16 protein-coding genes and 1 tRNA gene are annotated in these 26,866 nt (G+C 66.7%); 10 read left to right on the top strand and 7 right to left on the bottom strand.

The window, feature by feature from the left end:
- Positions 1–55: 55 nt before the first annotated feature.
- Positions 56–3,403 carry an amidohydrolase family protein gene (locus tag T8S45_RS09150; protein WP_322293490.1) on the top strand — a complete coding sequence of 1,116 codons (3,348 nt, stop codon included), beginning with the start codon at positions 56–58 and terminating at the stop codon, positions 3,401–3,403.
- Positions 3,404–3,461: 58 nt separating this feature from the next.
- On the opposite strand, the gene T8S45_RS09145 is transcribed toward T8S45_RS09150, so the two are convergent.
- The 5 genes from T8S45_RS09145 to kynB all read right to left on the bottom strand — a co-directional run bounded on the left by T8S45_RS09145 (position 3,462) and on the right by kynB (position 10,842).
- The gene (locus T8S45_RS09145) at positions 3,462–4,877 is read right to left on the bottom strand and encodes a methyl-accepting chemotaxis protein (protein ID WP_322293489.1); all 1,416 of its coding nucleotides are present in this window, start codon (positions 4,875–4,877) and stop codon (positions 3,462–3,464) included.
- Positions 4,878–4,970: 93 nt separating this feature from the next.
- Positions 4,971–5,756 carry a sterol desaturase family protein gene (locus T8S45_RS09140; protein WP_322293488.1) on the bottom strand — a complete coding sequence of 262 codons (786 nt, stop codon included), beginning with the start codon at positions 5,754–5,756 and terminating at the stop codon, positions 4,971–4,973.
- 16 nt (positions 5,757–5,772) lie between these two features.
- Complete coding sequence (gene putA / locus T8S45_RS09135; RefSeq protein WP_407654934.1) at positions 5,773–8,859, bottom strand: bifunctional proline dehydrogenase/L-glutamate gamma-semialdehyde dehydrogenase PutA; 3,087 nt, start codon at positions 8,857–8,859, stop codon at positions 5,773–5,775.
- A gap of 127 nt (positions 8,860–8,986) precedes the next feature.
- Positions 8,987–10,210 carry a kynureninase gene (gene kynU / locus T8S45_RS09130; RefSeq protein WP_322293486.1) on the bottom strand — a complete coding sequence of 408 codons (1,224 nt, stop codon included), beginning with the start codon at positions 10,208–10,210 and terminating at the stop codon, positions 8,987–8,989.
- A complete protein-coding gene (kynB, locus tag T8S45_RS09125; RefSeq protein WP_322293485.1) occupies positions 10,207–10,842 on the bottom strand; it encodes an arylformamidase in 636 nt (211 codons plus the stop codon). The genes kynU and kynB overlap by 4 nt, the downstream gene beginning before the upstream one ends.
- Positions 10,843–10,893: 51 nt before the next feature.
- Between kynB and T8S45_RS09120 the strand changes: the two genes are divergently transcribed.
- The 7 genes from T8S45_RS09120 (at position 10,894) to T8S45_RS09090 (ending at position 21,017) form a co-directional block, all read left to right on the top strand.
- A complete protein-coding gene (locus T8S45_RS09120; protein ID WP_322293484.1) occupies positions 10,894–12,888 on the top strand; it encodes a TonB-dependent receptor plug domain-containing protein in 1,995 nt (664 codons plus the stop codon).
- Between the two features lie 10 nt (positions 12,889–12,898).
- Positions 12,899–13,633, top strand: a complete 735-nt coding sequence (locus T8S45_RS09115; RefSeq protein WP_322293483.1) for an Nmad3 family putative nucleotide modification protein — start codon at positions 12,899–12,901, stop codon at positions 13,631–13,633.
- A gap of 28 nt (positions 13,634–13,661) precedes the next feature.
- Entirely contained in the window at positions 13,662–14,801 is a 1,140-nt protein-coding gene (locus T8S45_RS09110) for a CaiB/BaiF CoA transferase family protein (RefSeq protein ID WP_322293482.1), read from the top strand.
- Between the two features lie 75 nt (positions 14,802–14,876).
- Positions 14,877–18,449, top strand: a complete 3,573-nt coding sequence (locus T8S45_RS09105; RefSeq protein ID WP_322293481.1) for a hydantoinase B/oxoprolinase family protein — start codon at positions 14,877–14,879, stop codon at positions 18,447–18,449.
- Positions 18,446–19,117 carry a DUF969 domain-containing protein gene (locus T8S45_RS09100; protein ID WP_322293480.1) on the top strand — a complete coding sequence of 224 codons (672 nt, stop codon included), beginning with the start codon at positions 18,446–18,448 and terminating at the stop codon, positions 19,115–19,117. The genes T8S45_RS09105 and T8S45_RS09100 overlap by 4 nt, the downstream gene beginning before the upstream one ends.
- Positions 19,114–20,064, top strand: coding sequence for a DUF979 domain-containing protein (locus tag T8S45_RS09095; RefSeq protein ID WP_322293479.1), 951 nt, complete (start codon positions 19,114–19,116; stop codon positions 20,062–20,064). The genes T8S45_RS09100 and T8S45_RS09095 overlap by 4 nt, the downstream gene beginning before the upstream one ends.
- On the top strand, positions 20,055–21,017 hold the full coding sequence (locus T8S45_RS09090) for a DUF2891 domain-containing protein (RefSeq protein ID WP_322293478.1): 963 nt from the start codon (positions 20,055–20,057) through the stop codon (positions 21,015–21,017). The genes T8S45_RS09095 and T8S45_RS09090 overlap by 10 nt, the downstream gene beginning before the upstream one ends.
- Here T8S45_RS09090 and T8S45_RS09085 read toward each other — a convergent pair.
- Complete coding sequence (locus tag T8S45_RS09085; RefSeq protein WP_322293477.1) at positions 21,014–22,657, bottom strand: ShlB/FhaC/HecB family hemolysin secretion/activation protein; 1,644 nt, start codon at positions 22,655–22,657, stop codon at positions 21,014–21,016. The two genes, T8S45_RS09090 and T8S45_RS09085, sit on opposite strands and share 4 nt — an antisense overlap.
- A gap of 197 nt (positions 22,658–22,854) precedes the next feature.
- On the opposite strand from T8S45_RS09085, the gene T8S45_RS09080 reads away from it, so the two are divergent.
- Both T8S45_RS09080 and T8S45_RS09075 read left to right on the top strand, forming a co-directional pair.
- Positions 22,855–24,315, top strand: a complete 1,461-nt coding sequence (locus T8S45_RS09080) for a FecR domain-containing protein (RefSeq protein WP_322293476.1) — start codon at positions 22,855–22,857, stop codon at positions 24,313–24,315.
- 47 nt (positions 24,316–24,362) lie between these two features.
- Positions 24,363–26,636, top strand: a complete 2,274-nt coding sequence (locus tag T8S45_RS09075) for a putative bifunctional diguanylate cyclase/phosphodiesterase (RefSeq protein WP_322293475.1) — start codon at positions 24,363–24,365, stop codon at positions 26,634–26,636.
- 69 nt (positions 26,637–26,705) lie between these two features.
- On the opposite strand, the gene T8S45_RS09070 is transcribed toward T8S45_RS09075, so the two are convergent.
- Positions 26,706–26,793: transfer RNA gene (locus T8S45_RS09070), tRNA-Leu, on the bottom strand.
- Positions 26,794–26,866 lie beyond the last annotated feature (73 nt).

The following is a 26,866-nucleotide window of genomic DNA, read 5'->3' as shown; positions in this document are numbered from 1 at the left end:
TCGTGCATCGTCCGCGCGCTTTGCTAGGCCCCCGCCCGACAACAGGGAGAGCCCAATGAAATTCACCTCAGTCGCGTCAGTCGCATCCGCAATTGCCCTCGTTCTTGTAGCGCAGCCCGCCTTCGCACAGGACGAAGATGTGCAGGACCAGCCGGTCGAAGAGACCGAGAAGCCTGAAGACGAGGTGATCCCGCCGCAACCCGAGCCCGACGAGCTTCCCGCACAGGACAGCGGCGAGGAAGTCGACGCGACCCCGGTGGCCGAGGAAAAGGCTGACGACGGCAAGTGGGACGTCACCGCCCCGCGCGGATTCGACATCAAGCAGGTCCCGATCCGTACCGACGAAGGCACCTGGATGGATGTCGACGTTTCGCCCGACGGGCGCATGCTGGCCTTCGCCATGCTCGGCGATATCTACACCATGCCGATCGGGGGCGGCACGCCCACGCGGATTTCGGAAGGCCTCGCCTGGGAAGTCCAGCCGCGCTGGTCGCCCGATGGTCGCCGCATCGCGTTCACCTCGGATCGCGGTGGCGGTGACAATATCTGGCTGATGAATGCCGACGGGTCGGACAAGAAGCAGCTGACCAAGGAGAGCTTCCGCCTCCTGAACCAGCCCAACTGGTCCCCCGACGGGCGCTTCATCATCGCCAAGAAACACTTCACGACGGGACGATCGGCAGGCACCGGCGAAGTCTGGCTCTACCATGTCTCGGGCGGCGGCGGCGTCGCGCTGGTCGAGCGGCCCAACCCGCAGCACCAGAAGGAACTCGGCGAGCCGATCTACTCGGCCGACGGCGAAGCGATCTATTATACCAGGAACGTGTCCTCGGGCCCGATCTTCGAATACGCGCAGGACACCACCCAGTCGCTGTTCGAGATCGAACGCTACGACCTCGCCACCGGCGAAACGAGCACTGCGGTTTCGGGCTATGGCGGCTCGGTTCGCCCGACCCCGTCGCCCGACGGGAAACTGATGGCCTTCGTCCGGCGCGAACGCGACCAGACCAAGCTGTTCGTCAAGAACCTGACCACCGGAGCGACGCGCGAGATCTACGGCGATCTCGACCTCGACCTCCAGGGGACATGGGCGGTCTACGGTGTTTACCCCAACATGGACTGGACGCCCGATAGCCGCTCGATCGTGTTCTGGGCGGGCGGCAAGCTGCGCCGCGTGAATGCGGATGGTAGCGGCGCGGCGGTGATCCCGTTCCGCATCGACGACACGCGCGGCGTCGCGAGCGCGCCGCATCCGGTGATCGAGGTCGCCCCCGATACGATCACCACCAAGATGCCCAAGGGCGCGACCCTTTCGCCCGACGGGCGCAGCGTGGTGTTCGAAAGCCTCGGCAAGCTGTGGGTCAAGCCGGTCAATGGCGGCACGCCGCGTCGTCTGACGCGCGAGGGCGGTGCCATCGAAGGCTGGCCCACCTTCTCGCGCGACGGCAACCGGATGGCCTGGGTCCGCTGGACCGATGCCGGGCTGGGCGAAGTGATCGTCGCCGACGCGGATGGTCGCAATCCGCGCAAGATCACGAACGTGCCGGGCCACTATTCGAACCCGCGTTTCGCGCCCGACGGTCGTTCGATCGTGTTCCAGAAGGGCGAGGGTGGCTTCCTGCTCGATCCCGAATATTCGGAAGATGCCGGTACCTATCGCGTGAGCGCGAGTGGCGGCGCGCCCGAACTGATCGCGCGCGGGCTCTCCAACCCGCATTTCGGCGCCGACGGCGATCGGCTGTTCTCGCTCGGCTTCGGCGGCGGAAACCTCCAGCTGGTCTCGACCGACCTCAATGGCGAAGCGAAGCGCGTCCACGCCCAGGGCGATCTCGCCAGCACCTTCAGCGTCTCCCCGACCGGCGAATTCGTCGCCTACGTCCAGAATTACGAGCTCTTCGTGATGCCGCTGATGCCCGGTGGTCAGGCGATCGGCGTGGGCGAAAGCGGCGGCGCGTTGCCGGTGACCAAGGTTTCCAAGGGCGGCGCGGATTACATCGGCTGGAGTGCCGACGGACGGACGGTAACCTGGTCGAACGGACCCACCTTCCATCGCGTCGCGCTGTCGCAGCTTTTCGCCGATGCGCCGGGATCGGACGAAAAGTTCACCCCGCCCGAAACCGGCGTCTCGATGGCGATGACGGTGCCGGCGGACAAGCCCGATGGCACGGTCGCCCTGGTCGGGGCGAAGATCCTGACCATGGCCGGCGAAAGCGGTGCGGGCGCGATCGAGAACGGCACCGTGCTGATCCGCGGCGATCGCATCGTCGCGGTCGGACCGGCCGGTTCGGTCGAGATCCCGCGCGGCGCGACCACGGTCGACATGGCGGGCAAGGTGATCATGCCGGGTCTCGTCGATGCCCACGCCCACGGGCCGCAGGGGCAGGGTGATCTGATCCCGCAGCAGAACTGGGCGCAGGTCCAGCAGCTCGCGCTCGGCACGACGACGATTCACGATCCATCGAGCCAAGCGAGCACGATCTTCGCCGCCGCCGAACGCCAGCAGACCGGCAGCCTGCTCGCCCCGCGCATCTTCTCGACCGGTGAGGTGATCTACGGCGCGAAGGCGCCCGGCTTCTTCGCCCGGATCGACAATTACGAGGATGCGCTTGCGCATGTGCGCCGGATCAAGGCGCAGGGCGGCGTCAGCGTGAAGAACTACAACCAGCCGCGCCGCGAACAGCGCCAGCAGGTGGTCGCCGCCGCGCGGGCGGAAAACATGCTGGTGGTGGCCGAAGGCGGCTCGCTGTTCGGGATGGACATGAACCTGATCGCCGACGGCAACTCGACGGTTGAGCACAACATCCCGGTCGGGGTGATGTACGAGGACGTGCTGCAGTTCTTCAGTCAGTCGGACACCAATTACACGCCCACGCTGGCGGTAACCTATGGCGGGCTTGCCGGTGATCCCTACTGGCGTCAGGAAACCGACGTCTTCGCCAATCCGCTGCTCATTCATTCGCCGCCCGAATGGCTGTTGGCGGGCACTGCGCGCCGCACCAAGGCGCCCGAATGGGCGTTCTACGACGACGATGCCGCGCGCGAGGCGAAGAAGCTGGCCGAGCGCGGGGTCGAGGTGTCGATCGGTGCGCACGGCCAACAGGCCGGGATCGCGGCGCATTGGGAGCTGTGGAGCTTCGTGCGCGGCGGGATGACCCCGGTCGAGGCGCTGCGCGCAGGCACGATCGCCCCGGCGCGTTCGCTCGGGATGGATCGCGATATCGGCAGTCTCGAAGTCGGCAAGCTCGCCGACCTCGTGGTGCTCGATGCGGACCCGTCGCAAAATATCCGCAATTCGGACAAGATCAGCCACGTCATGCTCGGCGGGCGGCTCTACGATGCGCGGACGATGAACGAGGTCGAGACCGGCGACGCACGCCGCCTGCCCTATTGGTGGGAAGACTGATGCCCGGTCGGGGCCGACCGTGATCGGTCGGCCTCGACGCGCCGGTTAGCGCAAAGGCTCAGCCCGCGCGGACCTGCTTGAGAAAGCGCTCGACGTCGGCGCGCAGGCTCGAGGCCTGGCTCTCGAGCTCGGTCGCGCTCGACAGGACCTGGCCTGCGGCCGCACCGTTGGCGATGGAGGTTTCGCGGACCTGCTCGATGCTCGTCGAAACCTCGTCGGTGGCGCGCGCCGCGATATCGATATTGCGGGCGAGATCGCGTCCGGCGACCGATTGCTGGTCGACCGCGCTGGCGATCGAGATCGAGGTCGATTCGAGTTGTTCGATCTGGTCGACGATCGAGCGCAGGGCGGACACGCTGTCGCCGGTCGAACCCTGGATCGCGCGGATCTGCTCGGCAACTTCTTCGGTCGCCCGGCTGGTCTGGCTGGCCAGTTCCTTGACCTCGCTCGCGACGACCGCGAAGCCGCGCCCTGCCTCGCCGCCACGCGCCGCCTCGATCGAGGCGTTGAGCGCAAGCAGGTTGGTCTTCTGCGCGATCGACTGGATCAGTTCGACGATCTGGCCGACCTGCGTGGCGCTTGCGGAAAGCGCGGAAATGGTCTCGTCGGCACCGTCGGCGGCGTCGCTGGCCTTGCGCGCCAGTTCGGCGGATTGCGTGGCCTGACGGCTGATCTCTGCGATCGACATGGCAAATTCGTCCGACGCCGTGGCCGCAGAAGTGACGCCGGTATGCGCCTTGTCCATGGCGACGGCGACTTGGCCGGTCTGGGTGGTCGCCTGTTCGGCGGCGATCGCCATCGAGGTGGCGGTTTCCTGCAACTGCGCGCTGGCCGAGGCCACGCTGCCGGCAACGCGACTGATCGAACTTTCGAAATCCGCCGCGAGGCGGTTGATGGCTTCGCGCCGGGCGTCTTCGGCGGCGGTATGGCGGCGTTCGCGTTCTTCCTCGCGGCGTTTGGCCGCCTCCTTCCGGTCGGCAAGCAATTCATCGAGCTTGTGCCCCGACTTGACGAACACGGCGAAGGCGCGCGCAAGCTTGCCGATTTCGTCGCCGCGATGGGTGCCGGTGACGACGACGTCCCGGTCGCCCTTTGCCAGCCGGGTCATGCCCTGCGCTATCGCATTGAACGGGTCGATGATCCGGTCGAGGATGAAGCGAAGGCTGGCGAGCCCCAGCATGGTGCCCGCGACGGTGATGCTGATGATGGCGACAGTAAATGCACCCGCGTGTTCGGGAAACAGCAGCGCGAGCACGGCGAGGATGGCCACGGTGAGCAGCGAGCCGATCGTGATGACCGATATCGCCTTGGCCTTTTCGGCCAGCGATTTGGACGTCAGCCAGCGCGACAGGGCATCGCCATCCACGTCTTCCTCGATCTCGGGAATCTCGATCTTGGCGAGCTCTTCGCGCAGGTTCGCGCCGCGATCCTCTTCGATCGGTTCGACAGACAGCGACTGGGCCAGGGCGTTCATTTGGACGTGGTCTCCCGGATTTCGGTTCATCCGGAATAGGCAAACGTCCCTAATTCTTGGTTAAACGCCGATTTCTGCGTGAGATGGCGGGTTTCAGCGCTGCGGCAGCGGGCGAAACGGGGCCCGGACCAGGTCCACCGGATCGAGATCATCGAGCGATCGGGCATCGTCGAGTCCGATGGTTATCGCGCCCTGCGGGACGTCGTCGCGGAAGGTGCCGTGGAGCCGGTCCCACAGGCTGAAACCGCTGGTCCAGTTGCTGTCCTGTTCGGACAGCACGGCCGAATGGTGGATGCCATGCATCTTGGGCGTGGTCAGCAGGTGCGAGAGGGCCCGGTCCCATCCGTGGGGCAGGCGCAGGTTCGAGTGGTGGAACAGCACCGAGGCGAAGAAGAAGTCCTGCCATGCGCGATGGGTCGCGGGATCGACTCCGATCAGCCGCGTCTGGACCAGCCGGAACGGTAGCGAGACCAGCATGTCGAGCCCGTGGAAGCGGATCGCGGTCGAGGAGTCGAGGTCGCGGTCGAGGTGGTGGACCCGGTGGAAGCGCCACAGAAACGGTACCTTGTGGGTGGCGACGTGCCACCAGTAATAGGCGTAATCCATCGCCAGCAACCCGCCGGCGAAGCGCAGGCGCCTGGGCAGCAGGTGCATGATGCCGCGAGTCTTCGCCTCGTTGGTCGCCGCTATGCGCCCGACCAGCGGCGTTTCGACCGCGCGGATCACCAGCGCGCAGCTCGCGCCGAGCAGCAGGTTGGTGGCGAGCCGCGGCCATTGCGGGAGTGTGCGCTCGCGCAGGGGGCGACGGCGTTCGGCCCAGAGCAGCCCTCCGATCGCCAGCGCGGCCCCCGCGATCAGCAGAGGCCGCGTCCGGCTCATGGAAGGACCACCTCCATCAGATATCGGCCAGCAGCGAAGCGTTGCCGCCCGCCGCGGTGGTGTCGATCGTCACCACCCGTTCGGTCGCAAAGCGCGATACGTAATGCGGGCCGCCCGCCTTGGGACCGGTGCCCGACATGCCCTCGCCGCCGAAGGGCTGGCTCTCGACCACCGCGCCGATCTGGTTGCGGTTGACGTAGAGGTTGCCGACCCGAGCCTTGGATTCGACGAGGCGGCGGGTCGCGTCGATGCGGCTGTGGAGGCCGAGCGTCAGTCCGTAGCCGGTACCGTTGATATCCTCGATCACCTGTTCGAGCCGGTCGGCGCGGAAGCGCGCGACGTGGAGCACCGGACCGAAATTCTCACGCTTCAGTGATTCGATCGATTCGATCTCGACGATGGTCGGGGCGACGAAGGTGCCGGCGCGCAGCGCGCGCGGGAGCTTCTTCTGGTAGACGTTGCGGCCCTGCCGCTTCTTACCTGCGATATGCTTGTCGAGCGAGCGCTTGGCGGTCTCGTCGATCACCGGGCCGACATCGGTTTCGAGATGCTTCGGATCGCCGACATTGAGTGCTTCGAACGCGCCGCGAATCATCGTCAGCATCTCGTCGGCGATATCGTCCTGCAGGTAGAGGACGCGCAGCGCCGAACAACGCTGGCCGGCGCTCTGGAAGGCGCTGGCGACGACATCGCGTGTGACCTGCTCGGGCAGCGCCGAGCTGTCGACGATCATCGCGTTTTGGCCGCCGGTCTCGCCGATGAAGATCCCGATCGGTCCCTCGCGCGCAGCGAGCGTGCGGTTGATCGCCTGCGCAGTCTGGGTCGAACCGGTGAAGGCGATGCCGGCGATGCGCGGATCCGAGCTCAGCGCGATGCCCGGCTTGGCGTCGCCCGGGATCAGCTGGAGGACTTCCTTGGGAATCCCGACCGAATGGCACAGATCGACCGCCAGCGCGGCGATCAGGGGAGTCTGCCCGGCGGGCTTGGCGAGCACGCAATTGCCCGCCGCAAGCGCCGCGGCGGCGGTGCCGATGAAGATAGCCAGCGGGAAGTTCCACGGCGTGATCGTCCCGATGATCCCGCGTCCGGCGAGCGTCAGGCGGTTTTCCTCCCCGGTCGGGCCCGGCAGGTCGATCGGCCCGGCGAACTGGCGCCGCGCCTCGTTGGCGTAATAGCGCAGGAAATCGACCGCTTCGCGAACCTCGAGCACGCCGTCGATGACGGTCTTGCCCGCCTCGCGCCGGCACAGCGAGAGGAACTCATCCATGTGGTCCTCGAACGCATCGGCGGCCTTGTCGAGCAGCTCGGCGCGGGCGTTGCCACCATAGGCGTTCCACGCATCCTGCACCTCGAGCGCGACCGAAATGCCGAGCTCGACGTCGGCTTCGGTGGCTTCGCGGACCCAGCCGACCACGTCGTCGCGGTTCTGCGGCGCGTGGATCGCGTCCTTGTCGCCATAGCTGGTCGCGGTGATCGTCGGCGCGGCCTCCCATTCCCGCGTGTCGAGCGTGTCGAGCCGGTCCATCAGCGGTTCGCGCACCAGCGGGTCGGCGAGGTCGACGCCCTTCGAATTGATCCGATCGGGAAAAATGTCGCGCGGCAGCGGAATCGCCGGATTGCGCTTGGGTTCGAGCGCGGCGAGTTCGGCCACCGGGTCTGTGGTCAGGTCCGCGACCGGCACCTCCGCATCGGCCATCCGGTTGACGAAGGAGGAATTCGCTCCGTTCTCGAGCAGGCGGCGCACGAGGTAGGCGAGCAGGTCCTTATGGGTGCCGGTGGGCGCATAGATGCGGACATTGGTGCGCTGGTTGCCTTCGAGCTTGGCGAGCGCGCCGAACACGTCCTCGCCCATGCCGTGGAGGCGCTGGAACTCGAACTTGCCCTCGCGGCCGTTCTCGGCAGCCAGTGCCTTGATCGCCCCCACCGTGTAGGCGTTGTGGGTCGCGAAAGCGGGGTAGATGTCGTCGCCCGCCTGCAACAGCTTGGAGGCGCAGGCGAGATACGACACATCGGTGCCGATCTTGCGGGTGAAGACGGGGAAATCGTCGTAACCACCGACCTGGGTGAGCTTGATCTCGGTATCCCAATAGGCACCCTTGACCAGCCGCACCATCAGCTTGCGATCGTATTTGCGCGCGAGCCGGACGGTCCAGTCGCACAGCGGGGCGGCGCGTTTCTGGTAGGCCTGGATCGCGAGGCCGAAGCCCTCCCAGCGCGACCCGTCGGGCAGGCGGAAGAGATCGTCCTCGGCGACCAACTGCTCGATGATGTCCATCGACATTTCGAGCCGTTCGGCCTCTTCGGCGTCGATCGTGAAGTGGATGTTCGCGTCGCGCGCCTTCTCGGCCAGCGCGCGGACCACGGGAACGAGGTCGGCGATCGCCTTTTCGGCGTGGGTGAACTGGTAGCGCGGGTGGAGCGCCGAGAGCTTGACCGAAATGCCGGGCGAAGCCGCGATCGTCCCTTGCGCCTCGCGCGCCAGACGCTCGACCGCCTGTTCGTAGGCGATGCGATAGCGCTCGGCATCGGCGAAGGTCATCGCCGCTTCGCCGAGCATGTCGAAACTGTGGGTCAGCCCCTTGGCGCGTTCGGGGGCGGCGCGCTTCAGCGCTTCCTCTATCGTGCGGCCGTAGACGAATTGGCCGCCGAGGATCGTCATCGCCTGCAGCGTCGCCTTGCGGATCACCGGCCCGCCGAGCCGGTTGGCGGTGCGCTTGAGCGTCGTGCCGAGCCCGCGCATGTCGGGAGTCGGGCCGTTGAGGACCTCGCCGGTCAGCATCAGCGAGAAGGTCGCGGCATTGACGAAGGTCGAAGGGCTGTCGCCCATGTGTTCGGCCCAGTCGACCCCCGCGAGCTTGTCCTTGATCAGCATGTCGGCGGTGCGGCTGTCGGGCACGCGCAGCAGCGCTTCGGCGAGGCACATCAGCGCGATGCCTTCCTCGGTCGCCAAGCCGTAAGTGTGGAGGAAGGCGTCGATCCCCGAGGCCTTGCGCTTGCGCGCATCGGTGATCAACCGCCCGGCGATCTCGGCCGCCTGGTCGTGCAGGCGGCTCGCCGGGCCGGCCTGCTTGAGGCGTTCGGTGACGCAGGCCTCCTCTTCCATGCGATAGGCGAGGCGGAAACTCTGGCGATCAATGGAGGCTGGCAAGCGGTGGGACTTTCTGATCGGATCAAAAACAATGCGCCGCCCTTTACCCGGGCGGCGCCGCGCCTTCAATCGAAGTCGCGACCTATGTAACCGCGCGCCTGGCCTGGTGTTCCGAAGCATGCCACGCGTCGCTCTCCATCACCTCGGACAGAATCTCGACCGCACGGGCGACTTCGGCGTGGCTCAGATAGAGCGGGCTGAAGCCGCAGCGGAAGATATCGGGGGCGCGGAAATCGCCGATCACGCCACGCGCGATCATCGCCTGGCAGATCGGCCAGGCATGTTCGTGGCGATAGGAGACCTGGCTCCCGCGCTGCGCGTCGTCCGCGGGGCTGGCGAGTTCGAAGCCGTGGCGCTCGCAGAGCGTTGCCATCCGCTCCATGAACAGGCGAGATAGCGACAGCGACTTGGCGCGGATCGCCGCCATGTCCGCCTCGAGCATCAGGTCGACCCCGCTTTCGAGCGCGGCGAGACCGAGCATGGGCGGCGTGCCGGCGAGGAATTTTTCGATTCCCGCAGCAGCCTCGTAATCGTCTGTGAATTCGAACGGCGCGCGATGCCCGAACCAGCCCGCCAGGACCGGCTGCACCGCTGCGTGGTGACGTTCGGCAGCAAACAGGAAGGCCGGCGCGCCGGGGCCTCCGTTCAGATACTTGTAGCCGCAGCCGACTGCGAAATCGGCCTTCGCGCCATTGAGGTCGACCGGGACTGCGCCGGTCGAGTGGCTCAGGTCCCACACCACCAGTGCGCCGGCTGCATGCGCCTTCGCGGTGAAATCCACGAGATCGCGCATACGACCGGTCTTGTAATGGACCTGTGTCACGAGCACGACTGCGACGCTTTCGTCGATCGCGTGTTCGAGATCGTCGTAATCGACGATGCGCGTCTTCGCTCGCGGACTGAGGCGGGCGAGTCCGTCGGCCATGTAGAGGTCGGTCGGGAAATTCCCGCCTTCCGACAGGATCACCGAACGATCGGGATTGCAGTCGAGCGCGGCGGCGAGCGCCTTGAAGATGTTCACGCTGGTCGAATCGCAGGCGATCACCTCGCCCGCTCTCGCTCCGACGAGCCGGGCGAGCTTGTCACCGATCCGACGTGGGGCGTCGATCCACCCGGCGGCATTCCAGCTCGAAATGAGCCCGTCGCCCCATTCATCGTCGACGATTGCGTGCATGCGTGCGCGCGTCGCCTTGGGGAGGGGCCCGAGCGAATTGCCGTCGAGATAGATGGTCCCCTCGGGCAGCGCGAAGCGATCGCGGAAATGCGCCAGTGGGTCGGCGGCGTCGAGGGCGGCGGGATCGGTCATGCGAGCTCGCGCAGGATCGCGCGTACCGGGCTGGCATCGGCGCCTTCGATCGGCAGCGGCAGCGCGACGAGCTCGTAGCGTCCTTCTGCCACGTGATCGAGCACCAGGCCTTCGAGAATACGCATGTCGTGGCGGCGCACAGCGTGGTGCGCGTCCATTGTCTTCGAGGTCATCGGGTCGAGCGACGGGGTGTCGGTGCCGATCAGCACCGCGCCCTGCTGGCCGAGGCGATCGACCACCGCGTGATCGATCGCGGAAAAGCCGTGGTCCCATGCGGCGCGCGGGACCCGGTCATAAGTTCGGAACAGCACGCGTTTGGCGCCTGCGAGCTCGTCCCAATCGATATCCTCGATCTTGACCGCGTCGATCGCGTTGCGGGCATCGACCACGGCGCATTCGCCGACATAGGCGGCGAGGTCGCTGCGTGCGCTGTCGACGCCCTCGGCATGGTAGTGCAACGGCGCATCGGCATGCGTCCCGGCATGCGTGCTCATCACCACCTCACCGGTATTGACCGGGCAGTCGTCCGAAATTTCGGCCTTGCGGGTGTAGGCGAATTCGGGCTCGCCGGGCCAGTTGGGCATGCCGACGCGCAGGGTCTGGCTGATGTCGATGATACGCGGTTCGCTCATGCGCGCGTCCTATCCCCTCGACGCGGGCTTTGACAATGCTAGGAAACGCGCATGCATCGTTCCTTTCTCGTGCTCCCGCTCCTTGCCCTCGGCCACCCGGCATTCGCGCAGGAGGCAGATAACACGCTCGTCGTCACCGGCGAAGCGCTCGACGCGCCCGAGGGCGAGGAAGCGCTCGCTACCGAGGAGATCGACCGCGAGGGGATCCTCGCCGCGCCATCGGGCCGGATCGAGGACGTGCTCGAAGGTGTCGCCGGCTTCCAGCAGTTCCGCCGTTCGGACAGCCGTTCGGCCAATCCCTCGGCGCAGGGCGCGACGCTGCGCGCGCTCGGCGGCAATGCGACCAGCCGTGCACTGGTGCTGCTCGACGGGGTGCCGCTGGCCGATCCGTTCTTCGGCTACATCCCGTTTTTCGCGATCGCCGCGGAACGGCTCGGCCGGATTGCGGTGACGCGAGGCGGCGGGGCCGGGGCATTCGGCGCGGGAGCGGTATCGGGCACAATCGCGCTCGAAAGCGCGGGGCCCGACCAACTCGATCCGCTCGCCGCGCAAGCCCTGGTCAACGATCGCGGCGGGACCGAGGCCTGGGTGCAGGCCGCGCCGCGTCTCGGCGAGGGCTTTGCGACGCTGTCGGCCCGCTGGGATCGTGGCGACGGGTTCTTCACCACGCCGCGGGACCAGCGCGAGAGCGCCACCGTACCCGCCGCCTACGATGCCCGTTCGGTAGAGGCACGCGCGGTCGCGCCTCTTTCGCAAGGCGTCGAGTTGCAGGCACGCGTCGCCCTATTCGAGGACGAACGCACGCTGCGGTTTGCCGGGGCCGACAGCTCGACCAGCGGGCAGGATGCCAGCGTGCGGCTGGTCGCGCGCGGCGCGTGGCAGGTCGAGGCGCTCGCCTACATCCAGGCGCGCGATTTCTCGAACGTGGTGATCAGTTCGACCCGCTTCACCCCCGTGCTCGACCAGCGCAAGACGCCGAGCACCGGGCTGGGGGGCAAGATCGAATTGCGCCCGCCCGAAACGGCACTGGGCGAGTGGCGCTTCGGGATCGACTACCGCCGGGCTTCGGGGGTCCTGAGCGAGGATGCGATCAGCGCGTTTTCGGGCAACCTTACCGAGCGCCGCCGGACGGGCGGGACCAATGACGATTTCGGCCTGTTCGCCGGGCTGTCGGGCGAGAGCGGACGGTTGAGCTGGCTCGGCCTCCTGCGCGCCGATCGCTGGACCATCGCCGAGGGTTTCTATCGTGCGGAGAGTGCGACCGGCGCGGTACTGACCGATGATCGCTTTGCCGAGCGCAGCGATTGGGGGCTGACGGGCCGGGCGGGCCTCCGCTTCGAAGCGAGCGATGCGGTGGCAATCCGGGCGGCGGTCTATCGCGGCCTGCGCGTGCCGACATTGAATGAGTTGTACCGACCGTTCGTGATCTTCCCGGTTGTGACCGAGGCCAATGCCGCGCTCGCCCCCGAAATGCTGTGGGGCTACGAGATCGGCGCCGACTTGGAGAGCGACAATGCGCGGCTCTCGCTCACAGCTTTCGACAACCGGCTCGACAATGCGGTCGCCAACGTCACATTGACGCCGGTGCTGCGCCAGCGCCGCAATCTCGACGCGGTGCGCGCGCGCGGTATCGAGCTCGACGGCGAGCTGCGCTGGGGCACCTTCTCGGCGCGCGCCTCGATCGCTGTCACCGATGCCGTGGTCGAGGGAACGGGCGCGGCCGCGCCGCTCGACGGCAATCGTCCGCCTCAGGTGGCGGAGATCGCGGGCGGGGCGGCGCTGGCGTGGCGGCCGCACCAGCGGACAGAGGTGGCGCTGACCCTGCGCCACGTCGGCGACCAGTTCGAAAGCGACCAGGAAACCGACCTGCTGCCCGCCGCGACCACGCTGGGTGCCTTCGCCCAATTGCCGCTGACCGAGCGCCTGTCGGTTGTGCTGCGCGGCGAGAACCTGACCGGCGAGCGCATCGTCACGCGCAACCAGGGCGGCTCGATCGATCTCGGCACGCCGACCACGGTGTGGGGCGGGATCCGGCTGACGCTGTGATCTTGCCGCTGTGAAAATCGTCCTCAGCCGCAAGGGGTTCGACAGCTCTTCGGGCGGCGGTCCGTCGCCGATCGTCGACGGCGTGCCGATGAGCCTGCCGATCCCGAGCGGGGGTTATTCCTCGACCACGTGGGACGATCTCGGCTTGGCCGATCATGTGGCGGATGCTTCTCGCGGCAAGCTTTCCGGCGCGGAGCATTGCCATCACGATCCCATGTTCCCTGACTGCGGCACTGCAATCCTCGGCCAGTGCGCCGCCGCGCAATCGCACCTCGAAAACCAGGGGGTCGGGAGCGGCGACACCTTCCTGTTCTTCGGCCTGTTCGCCGGGCCCGATGGCAAGCGTCATCACCGCATTTTCGGCTGGATGCAAATCGAACGGATCGAGCCGATCGAGCAAATGGACGCCGTGCGTCGCAACGAGCTGGTCGCGCTCGGTTTCCCCCACGCAATCGGCATGCACGCGAAGAACGATACCGCTTGGTCGGGGCCCGGCGGGCTGGCGCAATCCGCGCCCGACGATCTGCGGCTGACTGTCCCGGGCGGTCCGTTGTCGCGTTGGCGCGTGCCCTCCTTCATGCGCGAATGCGGGCTCAGCTATCACGGCAAGCCCGAACGCTGGCACGAAGACGGTACACTCGCGGCCGCCGCGCGCGGGCAGGAATTCGTCTGCGACGCGGGCGATCGCGCGGATGCGCGCGAATGGCTCGAGAGCGTGCTTGCCGCGTGCCGGAGCGCGGTTTAAGCAAGCGATTAACAACGGGGAGGGTAGCGTGGCCGGACCGCTTGCAGGATTGCGCATCGTCGAGATGGCCGGGATCGGCCCGGGTCCGTTCGCGGGCATGATGCTGGCCGATCACGGTGCCGAGGTGATCCGGGTCGAACGCCCCGGAGCGGGCGCGAGAGTGATGGCACAGCGCGACGTGCTGGCGCGCGGGCGGCGTTCGATCGCGGTCGACGTGAAGAGCGAAGAGGGCCGCGCAGTCGTGCGCGAATTGTGCCGGTCCGCCGACGGGCTGATCGAAGGCTATCGCCCCGGCGTGATGGAACGGCTCGGGCTCGGGCCCGACGTGCTGCTGAAGGACAATCCCAACCTCGTCTACGGGCGCATGACCGGCTGGGGGCAGGACGGCCCCTATGCGCAGGCGGCCGGGCACGACATCAATTACATCGCGCTGGCGGGTGCGCTCTATCACTATGGCCGCGCGGGCGAGAAGCCGACCCCGCCGATCAACATGGTGGGCGATTTCGGCGGCGGCGGTATGATGCTCGCCTACGGCATGGTCAGTGCACTGCTGCACGTCGCGCGCGGGGGAGAAGGTCAGGTGATCGACGCCGCGATGACCGACGGCTCCGCGCTGCTGATGGGCATGATCTGGGGCATGCGCAATGCCGGCGTTTGGTCGGACACGCGCGGGACCAACGCACTCGACACCGGCACGCATTATTACGACACCTATCAATGCAGCGACGGAGAATACATCTCGATCGGATCGATCGAACCGCAATTCTACGCCGAGTTGCGGCGGCTTGCGGGGCTGGAGGACGATCCCGAATTCGACCGCCAGCACGATCCTGCCGCCTGGGGCTCGCTCAAGGCCAAGCTGACCAGCCTGTTCCGCACCCGTACGCGCAAGGAATGGTGCGACCTGATGGAGCATACCGACGTCTGCTTCGCCCCGGTCCTGTCGATGGGCGAGGCCCCCAAGCACCCGCATAACAAGGCGCGCGGTACCTTCGTCGAGGTCGGCGGCGACACCCAGCCAGCGCCCGCGCCGCGCTATTCCGCGACCGCGACCGATACCCCGCAACCGGGGCCCGAGGTCGGCGCGGATGGCGTAGCGATCCTGCGCGAGATCGGCTGGGACGACGCGCGGATCGGGAAGGCGCGCGATGACGGTGTGATCGGCTGACGCGCTTCGACACGTGTTCAGCGCGATTGCCCGACTGAACTTGCGGGGTTTCCCGGTTCGTGCGACCGAGCGGGCATGAGTGATCCAAAGGCAGGCTGGCGCTTCGCGATCGATCGCGGCGGAACTTTCACCGATGTCGTGGCGACGACGCCCGATGGCAGGCTCGTCACCCACAAATTGCTGTCCGAGGATCCGGGGCGTTACGACGACGCGGCGAGCGAGGCAGTGTCGCGCCTGCTTGCCGAACACTGCGAAGGACCGATCGCCGAGGTGCGGATCGGCACGACCGTCGCCACCAATGCGCTGCTCGAACGCAAGGGCGAGCGGCTCGCGCTGGCGATCACAAGGGGCTTCGGCGACGCGCTGCGGATCGGCACGCAAGCGCGCCCTGAAATCTTCGCGCGCCATATCGTCCTGCCCGAACAATTGCCCGAACGCGTGGTCGAGATCGACGAGCGGGTCAGTGTCGACGGCGAGGTCTTGCAGGCGCTCGACGAGGATGCGGTGCGCGCGCAATTGCAGGAACTGCGCGAGGCGGGGTTCGACGCGCTCGCGGTGATCTTCATGCATGGCTGGAAATACCCGGCGCACGAACGGCGCGTCGCGGAAATCGCGCGCGAACTGGGTTTCGGCCAGGTCAGCGCCGGGCACGAAGTCGCGCCGCTGATCAAGCTGGTTCCGCGCGGTGATACGACCGTGGTCGACGCCTATCTTTCACCTGTCTTGGACCGCTATGTCGAAGGACTGCGGGCCAACCTACCCGATCATGAGCGGCTGTCCTTCATGCAGTCGAATGGCGGCCTCGCCGAAGCGCAGAGCTTTCGCGGCAAGGACGCGATCCTTTCGGGCCCCGCGGGCGGCGTGGTCGGCATGGTCGCGGCGTGCGAGCCGCTGGGGCACGAGCGTCTGATCGGCTTCGACATGGGCGGCACCAGTACCGATGTCTGCCACTATGCGGGGCAATACGAACTCACCGGCGACGAGGTAATCGCGGGGGTGCGCATCGCCGCCCCGGCGATGCAGATCCACACCGTTGCGGCGGGCGGCGGCTCGGTCTGCCGGTTCGACGGTGCGCGCTTCCGCGTCGGTCCCGAAAGCGCAGGCGCCGATCCGGGCCCGGCCTGCTACGGCAAGGGCGGCCCGCTGACGGTCACCGACTGCAACCTCGTGCTCGGGCGGATCGACCCGGCCTTCTTCCCGCGCGTGTTCGGCCCGAACGGCGACGGCCCACTCGACGCGGCGGCGGCGCATGCACGCTTGCAGGAGGTCGCCGAAAGCCTGCCCGAGCCGATGTCGTTGGACGAGATCGCCGAAGGATTCCTCGCGATCGCGATCGACAACATGGCCAATGCGATCCGCAAGATCTCGGTCGCGCGCGGTCATGACGTCACGACATACGCGCTCGCCTGTTTCGGCGGGGCGGGCGGGCAGCATGCCTGCCGCATCGCAGACGAGCTCGGCATGGACACCGTGCTCGTCCACCCGCTCGCCAGCCTGCTCTCGGCCTACGGCATCGGGCTTGCCCCGGTGAAGGCGATCCGCGAACGCAGCATGGTGGTGCCGCTGGCCGATGGCTTCGGCGAGGCGCTCGACCGGTTGCAGGACGAAGCGCGGCAGGCGCTGCTCGACCAGGATATCGACGAAGAAGCCATCGAATTGTCGCCGCGCGCGCAACTCCGTTTCGCCGGGAGCGACAGCACGCTGACGCTTGATTGCGGCGATCCGGCGACGATGGACGCGCAGTTCCGGCGCGAGCACCGCCACCGTTTCGGTTGGTCCGACGACGCGGCCGCGATCATCGTCGAGGCGCTCAGCGTCGAGGCGAGCGGCACCGTCGGCGGGCTCGCCGGCATCGCGCCCGAACCGGTCGCGGTCGCGGGCGAGGCGAGCGGCGAGTGGCAAACGGTCGAGCGCGCGGCGCTGAACGACGGCGCGGCGATCGCCGGCCCCGCGCTGGTGATCGATCCGGGCTCCACCACCGTGGTCGAGCCTGGCTGGGAGGGACAGTTGGCCGAGGAAGGCTCGCTGGTCTTGAAGCGCGTCGAGGCGCGGCCCACGCGCCGTGCCGAAGGCACCACGGTCGATCCGGTCCGGCTCGAGATCTTCAACAATCTCTTCATGGTGATCGCCGAGGAAATGGGACTAGTGCTCCAGTCGACCGCGACCTCGGTCAACATCAAGGAACGGCTCGATTTTTCCTGCGCGATCTTCGATGCCGAAGGCGCGCTGATCGCCAATGCGCCGCATATCCCGGTGCATCTCGGCAGCATGGGGGATTCGATCCGCCGGGTAATCGAGGCGCGCGGACAGGGTGCGGACGGCAAGCCCGCCGACGGGCGCGGGATGAAGCGAGGCGACGCCTATTGCCTCAACGATCCCTATCGCGGAGGGACGCACCTGCCCGACGTCACGGTGATCGTGCCGGTATTCTATTCTGACGAGAGCGAGGCGCCCGACGCATTCGTTGCTGCGCGCGGGCATCATGCCGATATCGGCGGGATTGCCCCCGGATCGATGCCGCCCGAAAGCCGCACAATCGACGAGGAAGGCGTGCTGATCGACAATTTCCTGCTCGCCGACGAAGGCCGGTTTCGTGAGGCCGGGGTGCGCGACGTACTGGCGAGCGGCGAGTATCCGGCCCGGGCGCCCGATCGCAATATTTCCGACCTGCGCGCGCAGCTGGCCGCCTGCACGCGAGGTGCCGAATTGCTGACCGGCTCGGCGGTCGAACACGGAGCGGATGTCTTCGCCGCCTATATGGGCCATGTCCTCGCCAACGCCGAGGAAAGCGTGCGCGGGTTACTCGACCGGCTCGAGGATGGCAGTTTCGCCTATGAAATGGACAGTGGCGCGGTGGTGAAGGTTGCTATCCGGATCGATCGCGAAAACCGCTCCGCCGTCTTCGATTTCACCGGGACCTCCGACCAGCGCGACGACAATTTCAACGCACCGCGATCGATCACCCGCGCTGCCGCGCTCTACGTCCTGCGCACGCTTATCGACGATCCTATCCCGATGAACGACGGTTGCCTGCGCCCGGTCGAACTGGTCGTTCCGGATGGGTCGATGCTCAACCCCGTCCCGCCCGCCGCGGTGGTCGCGGGCAATGTCGAGACCAGCCAGGTCGTCACCGATTGCCTGTTCGCCGCCTGCAAGGGGCTCGCGCCAAGCCAGGGGACGATGAACAACTTCACCTTCGGCAACCAACGGCACCAGTATTACGAGACGATCGCGGGCGGATCGGGCGCGGGGCCGGACCATGACGGAACCAGTGCGGTGCAGACCCACATGACCAATTCGCGCCTCACCGATCCCGAAATCCTCGAAACGCGCCTGCCGGTGCGGCTCGAGGAGTTCGCGATCCGGCGTGGCTCGGGCGGCAAGGGAGCGCATAGTGGCGGCGATGGCGTGGTCCGCCGCGTCACCTTCCTCGAAGAGATGCGCGCCAACATGCTCGCCAATCGCCGCAAGATCGCCCCGCGCGGGCTCGAAGGTGGCGAGGATGCGCTGCCGGGCAAAAACTGGGTCGAGCGCAAGGACGGTGCGCGCGAGGATCTGGGCGCGACCGGCTCGGCGCAGATGCAGCCGGGCGATACATTCGTGGTGCTGACGCCGGGTGGCGGCGGTTTCGGGAGAAGCGACACATGAACTACTGGCCGTTGCTGGGCATCGCGATCGTCGTGATCGGGTTCGCCCTGCGCTTCAACCCGCTGCTGGTGGTGGTCGGCGCGGCCGTCGCGACGGGGGTGCTGGCGGGGCTCGACCTCGTTTCGGTGGTCGAAGCGTTGGGATCGGCGTTCAACGACAATCGCTATATCTCGGTCACCTGGATCATCCTGCCGGTGATCGGCCTGCTCGAACGGTACGGCCTGCAGGAACGCGCCCGCGCGGTGATCGAAAATCTGCGCGGGGCGACGATGGGCAAATTGCTCGTCTTCTATCTCGGCTTCCGCCAGATCACCGCGGCGATCGGGATGAAAGATATCGGCGGACACCCGCAGGCGGTGCGCCCGCTCGTGGCACCAATGGCCGAGGCCGCGGCGGTCAAGACCCACGGCGACCTGCCCGAGGAAGAGCGCGAGAAGGTCAAGGCGATGTCGGCGGCGACCGACAATGTCGGGCTGTTCTTCGGCGAGGACATCTTCTTCGCCATCGCCTCGATCCTGCTGATTCAGGGCGTGCTCGAAGGATACGGCTATAAACTCACCCCACTCGAACTGGCAGTGTGGGCGATCCCGACTGCGATCTGCGCCTTCCTGATCCATGGAGGCCGCATCCTCGCCTTCGACAAGCGACTGGGGAGGGCGGCCAAATGATCACCTACGAATGGCTCTATATCCTTGCCGGGATCTTCTTCGTCGGCTGGTCGCTTCTGAGCCTGCGCGATCGCCGCTTCGGCAATGCCGCCTTCTGGGGCCTGCTCGCGCTTAGTTTCCTGGTCGGCAGCCATGTCTCCGATTTCGTCAACGGGCTGATCGTGCTCGCGCTGGTGGCGGTTGCGGGCATGGGCGGATTGAAGCGTAGCGATCCGGCGACAACCGCGCCCGCCGAGCGCCAGAACTTTTCCAAACTGCTTGGCAACAAGCTGTTCCTGCCCGCGCTGGTCGTGCCGCTGACCGCGGTGATCGGCACGTTGGCCTACAATTACACGCCGTTCGGCGATACCGGCTTGTTCGAGGAGCGGCGCGAGACGCTGCTGCTGTTCGCGATCGGCGTGCTGTTCGCGCTGGCGGCGGGGATCGCATGGCTGCGCCCGCCCGCGCTCGCGCCGATGGAGGAGGGGCGACGGCTGCTCGATTCGATCGGCTGGGCCGCGATCCTCCCGCAGATGCTCGCCGCGCTGGGCGCGGTGTTCGCGCTTGCGGGCGTGGGCGACGTGATCGGCAGCCTTGCAGGCACGATCATCCCCGACGGCAGCGTGTTCGTCGCGGTGGTCGTTTTCGCGCTCGGCATGGCGGTGTTCACGATGATCATGGGCAATGCCTTCGCCGCCTTCCCGGTGATGGCGGCGGCGATCGGGATACCGCTTCTGATCGTCGAATATGGGGGCAATCCCGCGACGATCGGCGCGGTCGGGATGCTGGCGGGCTTCTGCGGCACGCTGCTCACCCCGATGGCGGCGAATTTCAACATCGTCCCGGCCGCATTGCTGGAACTGAAGGACCAGAACGGGGTGATCCGCCAGCAAGTGGGCACCGCGATCCCGCTCTGGGTCTGTAACGTGGTGATCATCTATGTGGGGGCATTCCTGCTATGGAACTGACCGAGGAAATCGCCCGCCGTTTCGCGAAAGCCGCGCTCGGCCACGTCGCGCGCGAATATCCGCACAAGCTCGACCACGTTATGGAAGGCGACGAGGATGTCCTCTCCCCTCGCACGCTCCATCCGTGTTTCTTCGGCAGTTATGACTGGCATTCCTGCGTGCATGGCTGGTGGACGCTGCTGACGCTGCGGCGGCTCTATCCGGACATGCCGGAGGCGAGCCATATCGCCTTGCTCGCCGAAGCCACCTTCACCAAGGAAAAGCTGGCGGTCGAACTCGCTTATGCGCAGCGCCCCGCCTCGCGCGGGTTCGAACGTCCCTATGGCTGGGCGTGGCTGCTTTACCTCCACCTCGAGGCGACGCGGCACGAGGATCGCGACTGGGCGACACGGGTTGAGCCGCTTGCGCGGTATTTCGGCGAGGGATTCAAGGCCTATCTCGGCGTGCTCACCTATCCGATCCGCACCGGCGCACACCCGAACTCTGCCTTCGCGCTGACGCTTGCGATCGAGTGGGCCGACCGGTTCGACGAGGAACTCGCGGACACGATCCGCCGGACCGCGCGCGGCTGGTTCGATCAGGATCGCGATTCGCAGGCCTGGGAACCGGGCGGCGACGAGTTCCTTTCGCCGACCCTCGCGGAGGCATTGCTGATGAAGCGCACGCTGTCGCCCGAGGAATTCGCGCCGTGGTTCACTGCGCTTCTCCCCCGACGCTCCGCGCACCTTCCGCCGACCCTGTTCACGCCCGCCACGGTCAGCGATCGCACCGACGGCAAGATCGCCCATCTCGACGGACTCAACCTCAGCCGCGCATGGGCGTGGCGCGAACTGGGTGACGAGGTGACCGCGCAGCGCCATCTCGAGGCCGCGCTGCCGCATGTGACCGGCGATTACATGGGCGAACACTGGCTCGCGAGCTTTGCGCTGCTGGCGCTGCGGGCGCGCGCCTAGAAATCCTGCGAGACGCTCAGATTGACCTTGGGCGTCGACCCGTCGCTGTCGAAGCGCGGCCCTGATAGCGGGACCGCCAGCTCGAGATCGACATCGAGCCTGCGGGTGATGTCGACGCGCACACCGCCGCCGGCCGAGAACAGCGAGCCGTTGTTCACGGCGGTGCCGATGTCGCTGACCACGCCGCCGTCGACGAAGCCATAAAACTGCATGCCGCTGACGAAGTCGACCGGCTTGTCCAGGTAATATTGCAGCTCGGCATAGCCCATGACGCCTTCGTCTCCCGAGCGTTCGTTGTAATTGTAGGCGCGCAAGTAATACGGGCCGCCGAGGCCGATATCTTCCGTGATCAGCAGCGGATCGCTCGACACCTGTCCGCGCGCGGACAGCTCGAGCCCGAAATTGCCGCCAAGCGGGCGGCGGTACCAAAGCCATGCTTCGGCGAGGGTGAACTGGCCCGACGCGTCGCTGCGCGAAGCGAGCGGGTCCCCCGCCTGCGTTGCCCCGAGGATATCGAGGCCGCGCGCCAGCGTAAGGCGCCCGCGCAGGCGTCCGCCACCGAGTTCGGCGGTGCCGAAGGCGCCTGCGCGAACCACCGCGAGCCGATCGTGCTGGACCCGGATCCCGGCGCGGTCCTGACGCAGGTCGCGGACCTGGAATTCGCCTTCGAGCCACATGCTCGCCCGGCGCGACCGCAACATTGGATAGCGCGCGCGCAATTCCGCCCGCCACGATTCGCCAAGGATTTCGCGATCGCGCAGGAAAGCCCCGGGCCGGGTCGCCGAATAAGAGCCGGACAGGGCGAGCTGGAGCCCGTCGGGGGAGACCGTCCCGGCGTAACGGGCGGCCAGGTATTGCAATTCCCCGGGCTCTAGCACCGACGTGGAAAGGGTGAGATCGACTTCGTCGGTCGCGGCGAGCAGGCCGTTGAAATCGGCGTCGATCCGCGCGCGGAATGGCCCGATCGCCTCGGTCCCGTCATTGCGGAGTGAAGCCGAGGCCGAGGCTTTTTCACGCGTCGCGTTTACCAACAGGACGTTGCGGTCGCCTTCGCGCTCGAGCCGGGTCGAGCGGATGACCACCCCCGATACGTCGCCGGCGATGAGCACCCTGCGTTCGAGTTCGGGCAGGGTGACCGGGCCGCTGCCGACCAAGGGCTTCAGTTGCGAATAGATCGCGTCCGGATCGACGCCCACCACGCGGATCTCGTCGACCGAGCCTTCCTTGAGCGTCACGCGCAACACGCCGGGAGAAAGCGATTGCGGTGCGATGGTGGCGGTAGCGAGGACGTATCCGCGTTCGCGCGCGCGCCGCGCGACCGCATCGGCCAGCGCGGCGATCTCGGATTCGGTGAGCGTGCGGGCGCTGTAGGCTTCGATGATGTCGAGGAAGGCCTCGTCGGACAGGGCCGAATTTCCGTCGATCACGATGGCGCCGACATCGTACTGCTTGGTGCCGACGGCGACCGGCAGCACCGATTCCGGCTCGATGTAGATCGGGGCCGACTCGCTGGGCGTGTCCTCTTCATCGCGCTCTTCGAGCTGGGTGGGATCGATCCGTTCCTGCGCATCCTGCGCGTGGGCAGGGCGCAATCCGACGAGCCCGAACGCAACGGTCGCAGCGATGAGTTTTGCGCGCATCAAGTGCGACCTCCCTGGCTGCGCTCATTAACGGGTCGCCATAACCAAATGCTTAATATTAGTATTCGAAGTTACCCGTTTTTAACCAACATCCTTTGTCTGGGTGAAAGATGCCCTGTCCTATTCGGGACGGCTGAAGGGATTGTACTATGCGCCATAAACGAACAACCATCGTTCTTGCACCGATCGCTGTTCTCTTGAGCAGTACGAGTGCGTTTGCCCAGTCCGGCCCCTGGACCGTGAGCGAAGTCGAAGGCCAGGTCGTGATCAAGGACGACAGTGGTGAGCGTGCGGCGCGTCGCGGCACCAAGCTCGATCCAGGCGATTCGATCGAGGCGCGCAATGGCGGCAATGCGATCATCGTGCGCGAGCGGCAGTTCGTCACGATCCGGCCCAATACGCGCATTCGCATCGCCGACGGGAGCGAATCGCGCTCGGTGATCCAGGTGGTGCAGGACTGGGGGCGTGCGCTGTTCCGGATCGACAAGCAGAAGGATCCGCATTTCGGTGTCGGCACGCCGTATCTCGCCGCGGTGGTGAAGGGTACGACCTTCACCGTCACCGTCGGTGCCGAAGGGGCCTCGGTGCAGGTGACCGAAGGCGCGGTCGAAGTGGCGACCGAGGATGGCGGGGCAAAGGACCTCGTCCTGCCGGGCGTGGTGGCGATGGTCAGCGCGAACGACCGCCTGCGGCTCGTGGTCGAGGGCGACGGGCAGAAAATCATCGATTCGCCCAATCGCGGCGCCGGCCAACCCCAGGGCGGCACGGTCAAGGTGCCGGTTCCGAACCCCGGCGGTGCGTCGCAGGAAATCGGCGGGGCGATCGGCAGCGGCCCGGTCGATCTCGACGAGGTTTCCGGCGGCTTTATCCAGGGTGAAATCGGATCGCTCGCGGGCAATATCGTGGCGGCAGCAGCCCGCAGCAACGCTGGCGGTAATGGCGGCGGTGCCGACAACGGCAATGGCGGCGGTGCCGGCAACGGCAATGGCGGCGGCGCAGGCAGTGGCAATGGCGGCGGTGCTGGCAACGGCAATGGCGGCGGTGCAGGCAGTGGCAATGGCGGCGGTGCCGGCAACGGTAATGGCGGCGGTGCCGGTAGCGGTAATGGCGGCGGTGCCGGTAGCGGCAATGGCGGCGGTGCTGGCAACGGCAATGGCGGCGGCGCAGGCAGCGGCAACGGTGGTGGAGCCGGCAACGGCGGTGGCGCCGGAAATGGTGGCGGCGCAGGCAGTGGCAATGGCGGCGGTGCTGGCAACGGCAATGGCGGCGGCGCAGGCAACGGCAATGGCGGCGGTGCCGGTAGCGGCAATGGCGGCGGAGCCGGTAACGGCAATGGCGGCGGCGCAGGCACCGGCAACGGTGGTGGAGCCGGCAACGGCAACGGCGGTGGCGCCGGAAATGGTGGCGGTGCGCCCGACAATGGTAATCCAGGGCAAGGGCCCGGGTCCGATCCGGGCAATGGCGGCGAGGATCCCGGCCAAGGAGTCGATCCGGCCGGAGGAGATCCGGGCCAGGGTGTCGATCCCGAGAACGGCGGCCTCGACCCTGAGGAGCCGGGCAACGGCAATGGCAACGGTGGCGGAAACGGTGGCGGGCCGGGCAACGGTCCCGGCAATGGCAAGCCTGCCGGTTTCGGGGGCGGCGATGCGCCGGTCTGAGCCGGTGATCCACTGTGTCGTGTCAGCCAGCACAGCCTGACGCGCCCATGCGGTTCCTGTTCGCTTTTTCCGCTTTCCTGACGGGCATTGCCGCGGCGGCGCTATTCGCCGTCAGCGGGCTGCATGTCACGCTCGAGCAGCAGTGGCGCGAAGCGATCCACGAGTGGTCGCCCCGCGAGGCCAGTGGCCAGGTCCACGTCGTCGAGATCGATGCCGCCAGCCTGGCAGCAGTCAATCGCTGGCCATGGCCGCGCCAGCATTACGCGAACGTGGTCAAGCGCCTCGACGAGGCGGGCGTGCGATCGATTGCCTTCGATATCGACTTCTCCTCGCCATCGGCGGCGGGTGACGACGCTGCCTTTGCCGCCGCGCTCGAACGCGCCAAGACCCCCGTTTACCTGCCGACCTTTTCCCAGGCCGCGAGCGCGAACGATCGCCGCGCGCTCGAAGCACTGCCGATCGAGCCGCTGAGGCGCTCGGTCAGCCTCGCTTCGGTCATGATGCGGCCCGATGCCGACGGCTTCGTGCGTTCGCTGCCGATGGGGGCGGTTACCGGCGACATACCGCGGCCGTCGCTCGCGGCTGCCAGTTCGGGCGCGAATGGCGCGGTCGACGAAATCTTCGCGCTGGACCTGTCGGTGGATCCGGCCACGATTCCCCGCCACAGCTTCGTCAAGATCGAGCGTGGCCGGTTCGATCCCGACGAGTTGCGCGGCAAGGACGTCATCATCGGCGCGACCGCGATCGAGCTGTTCGATCGTTACCCCGTGCCGCTTCATGGCGTCATTCCGGGGGCGGTCGTCCAGGCGCTGGGTGTCGAAACGCTGCTGGCGGGACGCTTCGTCGAAATCGGCTGGATCCTGCCACTGGCGTTTGCGGCTTTGATCTCGGTGTGGATCCTCGGTGCCCAGACTTCCGCACTGGCTGCCGCGAGGGGCGGCACGATCACCGTGTCGTTGATGGTCGCCGGGTTCTGCTTGCAGGCGGTGTCGCGGATCGCGGCTGATATCGTGCCGGCGCTGGTATGCGTAATCGCGGTTACCGGAATGATCATCGCACGACATCTCCACCACGATTTCCAGCATCGGCGTCTCTACGACCCCGGCACCGACCTGCAAAATCGTCGCGCGTTCGTACAGCGCCCCGGGATCGACGAGGAACGCCTCACGATCGCCATGGCACTCGACAATTACGAGGCCCTGCGCGCCGTTCTCGGTGAGGATGGGAGCGATACGCTGATCCGGCGCATGGCCGACCGTGTCACTGAGCACGATGCATCGGTGTGTATCTTCCGGGTCGAGGAGCGAGTGCTCGCATGGACGGTTTCGGCCCTTGGCTACGATCCCGATCAGGAGCTGGCAAAGCTGGCAAAGCTCCTGCGCGCGCCGATGTATATCGATAACCGGGCGGTCGATACCGACCTGACCTTCGGGGTGGCATCGAAAGATGCGCTCAACGAAGCGATCCACGCGGCGCGCGTGGCGGCGACCCAGAAACGGACCGTCTCCTTCCACGCCGACACCGAACAGGAAAACATGGAACGCCGCGTTTCGCTACTCGGCGAGCTGGAAGGTGCGATCGAACGCGAGGAGTTGCAGGTCTGGTTCCAGCCGCAACTCGATCTGGGGTCGAACGAGATCGCAAGCGTCGAGGCATTGGTGCGCTGGCAGCATCCGACCCGCGGTTTCCTCGCTCCCGGCCACTTCATCCCGCTGGCCGAGAAATCCAACCGGATCGATTCGCTGACGATTTACGTCCTGCGCAAGTCGATCGACGCGCTGATGGCCTGGTGCGACGAGGGGATCGTGCTGCGCGCCGCCGTCAATATTTCGGCGCGGCTGCTATCCTCGAGGTCCTTCATCCGGGAAATCGAACAGCTGGTATCGACCAGTGGCATCCCGCGGGACAGGTTGGTTTTCGAAATCACCGAAAGCGCGACGCTCGACGATCCCGAGGAATCGACCGCTGCGCTCCATCGCTTGCGCGCGCTCGGCATCGCCATTTCGATCGACGATTACGGCACCGGGCAATCGAGCCTCTCCTACCTCAAGACGATGCCGCTGTCCGAACTGAAGATCGATCGGAGCTTCGTCCAGCATGCCCACAAGGAGGTCAGCGATGCCATGCTCGTGCGGTCGACGATCCAGCTGGCGCACGAACTCGGCCTGACCGTCGTCGCCGAAGGCGTCGAGCACGCCGAGTGCCTCGAATTCCTCCGCTCGGCCGGGTGCGACATCGCGCAGGGTTACCTGATCGGAAAACCGATGACCTTCGACGATATCCGCACGATCACCGCCGAATACAGTCGCAAGGTCGCCTGACAGCGATCGCGCGTATGCGCCGGCCGGTACTGCCTCGAATCGATCGATTGTGGCTGGAACCGAAATGTCTGGTGCGGTCGAGAAGACTCGAACTTCCACGGGTTATTCACCCACAACGACCTCAACGTTGCGCGTCTACCAGTTCCGCCACGACCGCACTCTAGACATGACAAGGCCCGCTATCGAAGGAGCGGGCCTGCTCGGTAGGCGCGCGCCATTAACACCGGTTT

Source organism: Pseudoblastomonas marina, from assembly GCF_034374265.1.
In the GTDB taxonomy this organism is placed as follows: Bacteria; Pseudomonadota; Alphaproteobacteria; order Sphingomonadales; family Sphingomonadaceae; genus Alteriqipengyuania_A; species Alteriqipengyuania_A marina.
This window is presented reverse-complemented; position numbering and strand designations above follow the sequence as displayed.